Origin of the sequence: Arachidicoccus sp. (genome assembly GCF_050436765.1) — a bacterium.
Classification (GTDB): domain Bacteria; phylum Bacteroidota; class Bacteroidia; order Chitinophagales; family Chitinophagaceae; genus Arachidicoccus.
In genome coordinates, this window is record NZ_JBNQGD010000340.1 from 1 (window position 1) to 9,377 (window position 9,377).

The window sequence follows — 9,377 nt, forward strand, 5'->3', positions numbered from 1 at the left end:
TGATAATTTACCGCCTCCCCTAACTCTACCTCCAACATCAATACGATGCCGAACCTTTCCATTTTCTGTCGTTATTCTTAAAGCTGCGTTTTTATTAGTGCTATTTTCAAAATGTAAATAATATGAATAAGTTCCTTTTATGTCGTGAGTTTCTGAAAAACGAAATACAGCAGAGTATTTTGTTTCAAAACGCTCGTTAAATAAATTGTAGTGCAGATTACTAAACTTGAATATATGTCCAATAATTCCAAGCATAGATGTCTTACCTGTTCCGTTACCGCCAGCGATAACAGTCAATATTGAACCAAAATCAAAATTTAGGTTATTTAAATGCCTGAAGTTTGTAATCTCAATTTTTTTAATTTTCATTCTTATGTAATTGTTAGTTAGAGGTGATTTCGTTCGTTACGCTTACCGCTAACTCATAGAAAAGTATCAACCCGTTCTTTTTACGCTATAATATTACTTTTTAAAATAAGTCCTAATCTCAAAAGCACTTTTTCTGTAATTCATGTTATAATTTTTTTGAGAATTTAAATAACATTTTCCTAGTGCATTTTAGCTACTTTAATTAACTCCATAGTGCTAATAACTACCAAAGATTCTGTTCAACACCGCTTTCATTTCTTAGCCGTTGGACAAAACGAAAACCTAGCTATTCTGTGCAGTTGTTTGTCCGCCGAATATTTCGAGTTCCAACTCTTTATAAATTTTTGTCTCGTCAGTAATTAAAGGAGCTATTGTGTCTCTAAAAAAAGCGTCTTTTGTATTTCCACAGCCAGTTAAATTTAATAGTTTCTTTAATCCAACAAAGATGTCTCCTGACGCAGATTTCACATCATCAGCCGGATTTCCTCTAGCAATACTTTTAGCTATTTCACCTTGCTTTAATTGCAAAGATGCTTCTATCTTGTCTGCATTACCTGTAGAATTACATAGTTTAGTCAAGACCTCATCGCCCAGCAGGTAGCTTTCAATATGCCGCTTAGCAAGAACTTTAATGTTTCTGCCAGTCAATTCCGCTATTTCTTCGCGGCTTTTATCATCTCTATCTACTAACTTGACTATCTCAGAACCCTTTAAAACATCACTTACTACTTTGTATGTAATATTATCATCCTTCTCCAATTCGCTTGAAGAACCAATTGAAATAAACGAAACTTCCAGATGTTTATTTCCAAATATCTTTGTGTAAATCTGAGCATCGAAATTTTTATATTTTCTGCCGGCTTGATTTCCTTCACAAAAAATTACTTTTTTAGGTGATAGTAAGTCAGAAAAATCATCAAGCGTAATTTCAATAAATTTTTCCCAAATAGTTCTATCAATAGTTGCAGGAGTAATGATACTAGGTTTGTCAAAGTCTATATTTGCGAAATTCAAAAATGTTATTGAACCGGGAATTAATTTATCAATTTCTCTAGCTTTTTTCAACATTCCTAATGAATGAGTATTAATCCATAGTTGACTTTCATTTGGCACTAGGCGATATATTTCTTCAAACAGTCTTGCCTGAAGCCTTGTGTGCATATGTATTTCTGGTTCGTCAATGCATAAAATTGCATTCGGGTAGTATGATGATTTAATTATTAAGTCTAGTAATAAGTCAAATGCAGATTTTTCACCTCCTGATAAGTTTTTATAATGAAAGTCTTTTGAATTTCCTTTCTCAAAATAAAAACTACCGTTTTTCAACGGGTCTCCAATTGAAGATAAATTTAAGTCTTCAAATACATTCTGTAATGAAGCCCGAATTTTCCCAATTAATTCTTCACGCAGATTTTCAACTGTCCTATTATTATTAGTTTCATCATAAACACCTTTTAAAGTGAGAGAGACTAATCTTTGGTAATTCTCCTGTACAACTGCGTCATTTTGAATGAAATTACCGAGTCGAATAGTGTTGGTAGGGTCATTTTGCTGACTAAGACTGCTTACAGTAAAATCAGCATCGTTCCTATAGGCAGTTCTGAAGTAGAATTTTCCCTTTAATAATTCTTTTGTAATGCCAGGCAAGTCATAAAATGTAATATTAACTGAATTTTCAAGTGGAGTAGTACTACCTTGTTTTGTATAATAATCACTTATATTAAATGAGCTTTGAAATTTGTACCTATACCAGTGTAAAAAAGCATCGAACAATGAAGATTTTCCACTGCCGTTAGGCCCAACTACGATTACAACTTTTGTAGTATTTGGAATATTTTCAATTTTTAAGTCTGAAAATCTTTTAAAATCTTTTAATGTTATTTGGGAAACCTTCATTGAATAATTCGATTATTAGGGGGGCTCATTTGATTGCCTAGAACTCATAAAAAAGTATCCAAGAAGCCCTTTATTAAAACTAAACATTTAAAATTACAGTGTGTGGCTTTACGTTTTTGTTTGTACGGTTTTTCGCAGCCAGTTCACAATCATTTTTTTCGCACAACCATTCAAGGTTACAAGATAATGTATTCTATTTATATTAAACAAAAAAGCCAACCTCTCAATTGACTTTTATTTGATTCGTTTTTTCTTCTTGTAATAATTATATCGGGTGCCATCTTTTTTTGAAAACTCCAATTTCCCATTATCGCAAAGTCGTTTTAAAATGACGGATATGCTTTTGGTGTCAAAAGAGGAAGAATTAGAATGACTTTCTTTTAAAGCAATATGGACATCTTTTGAAGTTTTTGCCAAGTTAAAAAAACCGTTGCTGTAAAGATCTGTTATTCTTGAAGTGAGGCGACTTTTCTCTCGACGCGTTACAGACAATTTAAAACGTGATTTAATTTCAACGTCTACATCGAAAAGAACTTTTGGATGTAAATCTAGGGCAAATGCTATTGCCGCGATGTGACTTATATCGGTATTGCTTCCATTTTCAATCGAAATAATAACATTCCTATGAAAACCAGTTTTCCCTGCTACATCCTCGATCTCTAAAGACAGAGATTCTCTTTCAGTTTTTATTTTTACACCAACTTTCTTTGTAAATTCTAAATTATGATATTGAGTCATTAGACAAAATGACTTCAATATTTTACTACAAAATATAATTTAAAAATATTTTTGTAGTTATTATTTTTTTTATATCTTTGGGTAGATAAATTATTTTTGCGGAGCTCATATAAACTTATTTGATGCATTCGCTTTAGAGTCCTGCTTTCGAAACCTAGGAAATTTTGATGCACACAGGGCAGAAGTAGAATGCCCACGTTACGGCGTGGGCTCTTCTGAATTGTGTGTAGGCCCTCCTAGGTGCCTGAAAGCAATAAGGTTGAGTTCCACGCTTTTTTTGTTTGAGATGCTGTTGTTGATAAAAGAACTTACCAAAGACTCATCCGAAATGGATGTTGTATTCTCTGATATATAAAACATACTTTCTAATTGTAGTCGGCCGCGTGCAGCACTGGCAACGCGTCGTCGAATGCTTGTCCAAAAGCATCTCTATCAATATTCTATATGCCTGTATGCCTCGTGCCCCGATTTGAATTAAAGCGGGTAATAGCGGGTGGAGCGGTTCTTTCATGTACTACCGTTCTGCCTGCATTGCCCGCACCCCAGCCATTGCAGGTGTTACAACAAAATTAAAATCCAACATATAGGAATAAAAACCTTGTGCATCTCAATGGCAATTATATTTCATAATTGCTAAAAAAATACCATGCACAAAAAAACGATACTACTCGTACTGGCCTTGCTATGCCTCGCCGCCAGCGGGTTTGGACAAAAGATAAAACCTATTTATATTGATGACCCTTTGCCAAATATTTCTTTCGGTAAGATGCTCTTTTATAAGGACACTACCGCACACCTCTTCGACTTTACGGGTAAAGTTATTCTCCTTGATTTCTGGTTTACAGGTTGCCCGGTTTGCATAGAAATGTTCCCCAAGGTTGATTCTTTACAAAAAAAGTTCAGTAAGCACCTTCAGGTAATTATGGTTACAAGAGACTCCAGAGAAAAGGTATTGCCGTTGATAAAAACCTGGGAAGAACGCCACCATACAAAATGGAGCTTGCCTATTATTGTCAGCGACACCCTACTGCATCAGTATTTTCCACACCATGCAGAGCCCAACTATGTATGGCTTGCCCCGGAAAACAGGTTCGTAGCACAGACATCTTATTTCTTTATCAGAAAGGATATTATGGAAAGCTACCTGCATCATTTACCTGACGAAATTTATAATTCCGGTTATTCTGTCGACTCACTTTACAAAAACTAACTATTGCTAATGAAAAAATCTCTCAATTTTATAATAATATCACTGCTCCTGTTTTTCTGCCACGCTTCTGCCCAAAATACAAGAGTTATACGCGGGCATATTTTCGACGCACAGACCGGTCAAACTTTGGTAAGTACAACCGTTTACGCATTACAATCAGAGCAAACCGTAATTAGTAATAGCAAAGGAGCTTTTGCCATTGTTATTAGGCTAAATGATACTTTGACGATAATTCACGTAGGGTATGATACAAAAAGGATACCGGTTACTGGCCAATCGGAGGATATTAAGGTCACACTCCAACAACAAAATAATGCATTAGAAGATGTAACCATTAATACGGGTTATCAGAAATTGAAGCCCAACGAAGTAAACGGTTCTTATGTGGTCATCGATAACAAAACACTGAACCAGCAAACCGGCCTAAATATTCTTGACAGGTTAAGAGGTGTAACGAGTAGTTTGCTTTTTAGTGTCGGCAAAAGTAACAATAACCCTCAAAACACCACTGGCATAACCATTCGCGGACTCAGCACCATTAACGGTCCACTTGACCCTTTAATTGTCGTAGACAATTTTATCTACGACGGCAACATCAATAATATTAATCCAAACGATGTACAAAGTATTACTGTACTAAAAGATGCTGCTGCAACGAGCATTTGGGGCGCGCGCGCCGGCAACGGTGTTATTGTAATAACAACCAAGAAAGGGCATTTCAACCAAAAGCTACAAATTGATTTTAATACGGACCTAATGGTTACTGATAAACCTGACCTGTATTATAATCCACAAATATCCTCTGCGGATTATACCGATTTTCAACAAACGCTATTCAATAAGGGTTACTACAACGGGCAATTCACCAACCGTTCTCATCCTGCTATCTCTGCGGCAGTGCAGGTGTTCGAGGACGGGAAAAGCGGATTGATTTCTGCGCAGGATTCCGCCCAACAAATTGATGCTTTGAAGAAAATTGATAACAGGCAACAATTTGAGAAATATTTTTATCATAAAGGCGTTACCCAGCAATATGCCTTGAACCTTCGCGGCGGAAGTCAAAATATCGGCTGGTTGCTATCGGGGACTTATGATAAGGATATTAATAACCTTCAAGCAGAATATAATAAGATAAATCTTCGTTTTGAAAACACTTATCGACCATTACAGAACCTGACAATTAATGCTGGCGTATATTATACCAACAGTAACAATACTTCAGGCATTTCTCCGTATACAGCGGTTTCAGAGATCAACAATACGAGATATCTACCTTATTTAAACCTTGTCGGACCAGGCGGACAATCTATCCCTGTACTACATAATTATAATCAAAAATATATTGATACTGCAGCGGCAGGTCAGTTGCTTAGTTGGAACTATTATCCATTACAGGATTATAAGCATGCTTACGGTAAAACCAATATTGAAGCACTAAGCGCACATATCAATGTTGACTATCACATTATCAAAGGACTAGACGCGGGCATAATGTATCAATACAACAAACAAAGCACAGATCAAACAACCACCCAAGACACTTCCAGTTATTATGCGAGATATTTGATTAATTTATTTAGCCAGCCAGATAGAACTACCGGCGTAGTAAATTATATTGTTCCATTAGGAGGCATATTAAATAAATCTTATTCCTCTCTTAATTCATACAACCTTAGAGGTCAGCTAAACTTAGATAAAACAATTAACCACATCAATAGAATAAATGCGATTGCCGGTTTTGAACTCAGGGATGAAAGGGCTTCAAGTAATGGGGCAATCTATTATGGGTACAATGCAGATCCGCTTACCAATAATTCAGATTTAGATTATTCAAATTTATATCCTACATACATAACAGGCGTCAGGGCGAGGATCCCATATGGTACCACCCTCAGCTCCACTGATAACCGCTTTGTTTCCCTATTTTCCAATGTATCTTATACCTATAAGGACAGATATACTTTATCAGCAAGTTTGCGTAAAGACGGTGCAAATATTTTTGGGGCGAACATCAATGACAAATGGAAGCCCTTATGGTCGGTAGGCCTCGGCTGGCAATTATCTAAAGAAAGCTTTTATCACATTTCATGGCTTCCACTTTTAAAGCTATCGGCCACCTACGGGGTGAGTGGTAATGTGGATTTGACAAAGACCGCGTTGCCTATCGGCATGTACTCCCAGCTTACGGTTGGAAATGCACACCTGCAAGAGCTTGGAATAACATCGATTAATAATCCGGATTTAAGTTGGGAACATAACTACCAGACTAATATCAGAATGGATTTTTCTGCAATCCAAAATAAGATAAGCGGTTCTATTGAATATTATAGAAAAAGAGGAACCAATCTTTATGCACCTACTCCCTATGATTATACCACCTGGGGACACACAAGTACGATCATTGTCAATTCGGCTAATATGAAAGGAAAGGGTATGGATATTTCACTGCACAGTTTAAACATCAATCGAGCCTTTAAATGGACAACGAACTTAATATATAGCTATAATCAATCGATCACTACAAAGTATTTGGCATCAACAGCAGCTTCCATTAATTCTTTTCTAGGCGGCGGCAACACGATTACACCTGTCGTTGGAAAACCATTATATGCTATTGCTGCCTATAAATGGGCAGGCTTAGACGCAGCAGGAAATCCACAAGGCTATCTAAACGACACCATTAGCTCCGATTACAATGCAATTGCCCAGAGTGCATTAAATGAAGGGCTAAAAGGAGGAAGTATGGTATATGTCGGACCGGCCAGCCCTACTAGTTTCGGTTCATTAATGAATGAATTTTCTTATAAAGGATTTTCCTTATCATTCAATATTACCTATAAGTTGGGCTATTATTTAATGAAGCCAACTCTTAGTTATTATAATCTTGCAACGCGGGGTGTAAACAGTATAGATTATGATAAGCGTTGGCAACAACCCGGTGATGAACAGAAGACAAATGTGCCCTCTTTTGTTTATCCTTTGGATCAAAACAGGGATGCCTTTTACAACGCATCGGACATTAACGTCATCAAGGGAGATCATATCAGGTTACAATTTATCAATTTCTCTTATTCATTTTTAAATAGTCTACACAAACTTCCTTTTAAAGGCTTGCAAGTATATGTTAATATAGCCAACCTGGGTATTTTATGGAGGGCAAACCATGACCATATTGACCCGGATTTTGTCAATCTAATACCGGATCCAAAAACTTATACAATGGGCATTCGTGCAAATTTTTAAATACTAATATAAACCCAATATGTTGTACAGAAATCAAATAAAGATATTTATAATTTTAGCTGCTTGTTTTTTTATATTACCGGCATGTAAAAAATTTCTTGACAAAAAACAAAACGATGCGGAAGTTGTACCTTCCACATTGACAGATGTTCAGGCATTAATGGATAATGCGGAATTAACAGGCTATATCTCGCCATCCTACCCGGAAGCCTCATCAGATGAATCTTATTTGAGTGATGCTATTTTCAATTCATTTCCAACCGTTTATCAGGAGTTCTACCTTTGGCAAAAACCAACCGTGCCCGACGGTAGTTCGAATGACTGGGGAGATAGTTATCATGCGATATATGATGCCAATCTCGCATTAGATCTACTAAACAGTATTGACAGAGGCGCTACTAATGGGCAGCAGTGGGATAACGTGAAAGGAAGTGCCTTATTTTTCAGGGCATATCACTTCTTAAACCTCTTATGGGAATATGCAAAGGCCTATGATAGTACTACTGCCGACAAAGACTTTGGGATTGCATTACGGCTGACATCGGACTTCAATGTTCCTTCGACCAGGGCTACCAATCAACAATCTTACAATCAGGTTATTAGCGATGCCAAAGCATCTTTGCCTCTTTTAGCTGCATACCCTTTTGTGTTAACACAGCCATCCAAAACAGCGGCATACGGTCTTTTGGCTAGATGTTATTTATCTATGCGGGATTACAAAAATGCTTTGCTTTATTCGGACTCTTGCTTACAATTAAATAATAACCTAATTGATTTTAATGCAGATGATGATATCGTCGGAAATCTTTTGGCAGACGCACCGTTTAAGAAGTTTAACAAGGAAACCATCTTTTATTGCGAGATGAATTATGAATATGATATTTTCACTTATACAGGTTTTGTTGATTCTACACTTGTAAGTTCTTACCAGTTGAATGATTTAAGAAAAGTGGCTTATTTAAGTAATGATGGAACGGGTCATTTTTATTTCAAAGCACCTTACACGGGAAGTTCCTATATCAATTTTACAGGCATTGCCACCGATGAAATGTATCTTACGCGCGCTGAATGCTATATAAGAATAGGCGAGATACAAAAAGGATTAAATGATTTAAATAGTCTTTTGGCAAAAAGATATAAAACAGGTACTTATACACCGCTTGTCGGGCTATCACAAAACGTAGCTCTTGCAAAAGTTTTGATGGAAAGGAAAAAGGAGTTGTTGTTTAGAGGAAACAGATGGATGGATATTAAACGCTTAAATAAAGAAGGGGCAAATATCGTATTGGAAAGAATTGTTGGTGGACAAAAGTATACTTTGCAACCTAATGCAGGTTTTTATGCAATTCCATTACCGGATGATATTGTCAAGATAACCGGTATGCCACAGAACTAAAAAATGGAGATGATATAATCACCTCCATTTCCCGAACCTTTAGTCCCTAATTTGACCTGTTGGTTATACTAGATGATGGCAAACTGGGAGCGTCCGCTGTTGAAATAACGCGCGCTACGCCTGCTGTTGCAGCTGCATCTATATCTTCTGAAGACAACAATACAGGATTAGTGGGATCTGATGCATCAACATGTGAAGCTTCAATTGTGCAAGCTTTGACATTACCACTTGGGCAAGTCGCGTTTGGGTCATACGACCAATTCGCTACATTTTCTACATTAGAAACACTATAGGGATTCGTTGTTGGTGGATTGTATGTAAATTGATACATTGGATCACCACTCTTTGTCTGTGGAGCCTTTGTAAAGGCACTCGTTGCTATTACTAGCGCTACCCCTAATGCTAATCCGCATGCGGGTAGTATTTTTATTAGTTTCATGTTCTAATATTTTTTTGTTTAAATTAAATTCCAATTCCAATTCGTCCGGCAACTGATTTTATTTTACCGCGACTCCGGTTTTAAAT

8 protein-coding genes are annotated in these 9,377 nt (G+C 36.6%); 3 read left to right on the forward strand and 5 right to left on the reverse strand.

The genetic code is table 11. The annotated features are described in order from the left end of the window. The 4 genes from ACQR30_RS14700 to ACQR30_RS14715 form a co-directional block, all read right to left on the reverse strand. Nucleotides 1-369: AAA family ATPase (locus tag ACQR30_RS14700; protein WP_429736440.1), on the reverse strand; the 369-nt coding region annotated here is incomplete at its 3' end. A gap of 282 nt (nucleotides 370-651) precedes the next feature. Next, a complete protein-coding gene (locus ACQR30_RS14705; protein WP_429736442.1) occupies nucleotides 652-2,265 on the reverse strand; it encodes an ATP-dependent nuclease in 1,614 nt (537 codons plus the stop codon). Nucleotides 2,266-2,499: 234 nt separating this feature from the next. Then, nucleotides 2,500-3,021, reverse strand: a complete 522-nt coding sequence (locus ACQR30_RS14710) for a helix-turn-helix domain-containing protein (RefSeq protein WP_429736444.1) — start codon at nucleotides 3,019-3,021, stop codon at nucleotides 2,500-2,502. A 180-nt stretch (nucleotides 3,022-3,201) separates the two neighbouring features. Next, nucleotides 3,202-3,363 (reverse strand): hypothetical protein, encoded by a 162-nt coding sequence (locus tag ACQR30_RS14715; RefSeq protein ID WP_429736446.1) that lies wholly within the window; start codon nucleotides 3,361-3,363, stop codon nucleotides 3,202-3,204. A gap of 286 nt (nucleotides 3,364-3,649) precedes the next feature. Here ACQR30_RS14715 and ACQR30_RS14720 point away from each other — a divergent pair, with 286 nt between their 5' ends. Genes ACQR30_RS14720 through ACQR30_RS14730 form a run of 3 tightly spaced genes read left to right on the forward strand, consistent with a single transcriptional unit; the run spans nucleotide 3,650 to nucleotide 8,852 of the window. Next, nucleotides 3,650-4,213, forward strand: a complete 564-nt coding sequence (locus ACQR30_RS14720) for a TlpA family protein disulfide reductase (RefSeq protein ID WP_429736448.1) — start codon at nucleotides 3,650-3,652, stop codon at nucleotides 4,211-4,213. Between the two features lie 9 nt (nucleotides 4,214-4,222). Further along, complete coding sequence (locus ACQR30_RS14725) at nucleotides 4,223-7,456, forward strand: SusC/RagA family TonB-linked outer membrane protein (RefSeq protein WP_429736450.1); 3,234 nt, start codon at nucleotides 4,223-4,225, stop codon at nucleotides 7,454-7,456. A gap of 19 nt (nucleotides 7,457-7,475) precedes the next feature. Continuing rightward, nucleotides 7,476-8,852, forward strand: coding sequence for a RagB/SusD family nutrient uptake outer membrane protein (locus ACQR30_RS14730; protein WP_429736452.1), 1,377 nt, complete (start codon nucleotides 7,476-7,478; stop codon nucleotides 8,850-8,852). Between the two features lie 46 nt (nucleotides 8,853-8,898). Here ACQR30_RS14730 and ACQR30_RS14735 read toward each other — a convergent pair whose 3' ends face one another. Then, nucleotides 8,899-9,291 (reverse strand): hypothetical protein, encoded by a 393-nt coding sequence (locus ACQR30_RS14735; protein WP_429736454.1) that lies wholly within the window; start codon nucleotides 9,289-9,291, stop codon nucleotides 8,899-8,901. Between the last annotated feature and the right edge of the window lie 86 nt (nucleotides 9,292-9,377).

Excerpts from the sequence above, each read along its gene's own strand:
- ACQR30_RS14705 (WP_429736442.1), bottom strand. The coding sequence starts at position 2,265 with ATGAAGGTTTCCCAAATAACATTAAAAGATTTTAAAAGATTTTCAGAC.
- ACQR30_RS14715 (WP_429736446.1), bottom strand. The coding sequence starts at position 3,363 with ATGTTTTATATATCAGAGAATACAACATCCATTTCGGATGAGTCTTTG.
- ACQR30_RS14720 (WP_429736448.1), top strand. The coding sequence starts at position 3,650 with ATGCACAAAAAAACGATACTACTCGTACTGGCCTTGCTATGCCTCGCC.
- ACQR30_RS14725 (WP_429736450.1), top strand. The coding sequence starts at position 4,223 with ATGAAAAAATCTCTCAATTTTATAATAATATCACTGCTCCTGTTTTTC.
- ACQR30_RS14730 (WP_429736452.1), top strand. The coding sequence starts at position 7,476 with ATGTTGTACAGAAATCAAATAAAGATATTTATAATTTTAGCTGCTTGT.
- ACQR30_RS14735 (WP_429736454.1), bottom strand. The coding sequence starts at position 9,291 with ATGAAACTAATAAAAATACTACCCGCATGCGGATTAGCATTAGGGGTA.